Source organism: Rhodoferax sp. ZS1R8 (assembly GCF_056521325.1).
Genome location: NZ_JBWMBA010000182.1, coordinates 1 through 1070, shown reverse-complemented (window position 1 = coordinate 1070; position 1070 = coordinate 1). Strand labels below are relative to the sequence as shown.

1 protein-coding gene is annotated in these 1070 nt (G+C 64.7%); it reads left to right on the top strand.

The features are described from left to right. On the top strand, positions 1 to 1070 hold a 1070-nt coding region (locus AC097P_RS24830), incomplete at both ends, for an RNA polymerase factor sigma-54 (RefSeq protein WP_479613080.1).

Here is a 1070-nt window from a genome sequence, read left to right as displayed (position 1 = left end):
ACGAAGAAACAACCCCCCTGGGCGGTGGTGACGACGAGCCCAGCTGGGACGGCGACGGCACCACCGAGATGGTGCCCGACGACGGCGAATGGGGCACAGACGCCAAGGCCCGCGCCAACAACTTAAGCGACGGCGAAGACACCGACGCCACCGAGCTGGCCCGCACGCAGGAGTCGCTGCAATCGCATCTGCACCGCCAGGCCCTGAGCCTGCGCTTGAGCGAAACCGACGCCAGCGCATTGCGCTTTCTGATCGAGTCGCTCAACGACGACGGCTACCTGGAAGACCCCTTGCCCGACCTGGCCCGCAGCCTGGCCGGTGACGACGAGGAACAGGTCGAGGATCTGGTGCACCACTTCACCGTTGCCTTGGGCCTGCTGCACAGCCTGGAGCCCGTGGGTGTTGGCGCGCGGAGCTTAAGCGAATGCCTGCGTCTGCAATTGCAGGCCAAACTGGACGACGCGCTGAGTCCACACAAGTCTGCGCCCGAACCCGAAACCACGACAGTGCTCGCATTGGCCCTGCGCATCTGCGACCAGCCCATGGACCTGCTGGCCCGGCGCGATGTCAAAAACCTGGTGCAGCGCTGCGGCGGCACCGACGCCCAAACCCGCGAAGCCATCACGCTGATCGCGCGCCTGGAGCCCAAGCCTGGTCGCCGTTTTGTCGACGTGGAGCGCAACATCGTGGTGCCCGACGTGCTGGTGGTGGCCGCGGGCAAGGTCAGAGCCGGCATCAACCCGCAGTTCCGCGTCATGCTCAACCCCGAGGTCATGCCCAAGCTGCGGGTGCACGACATCTACGCCAATGTGCTGCGCAACCACCGAGGTGGTGGCAAAGACAGCGCCAGCTACGCTGGCCTGCAGCAACGCCTGCAAGAGGCACGCTGGTTTATCAAAAACATCCAGCAGCGGTTTGACACCATCCTGCGTGTCAGCACCGCCATTGTGGAGCGGCAAAAAGGATTCTTCTCCCACGGCGAGATGGCCATGCGCCCCCTCGTCTTGCGCGAAATTGCGGACGAGTTGGGCCTACACGAGTCCACCATCAGCCGCGTCACCACCGCCAAA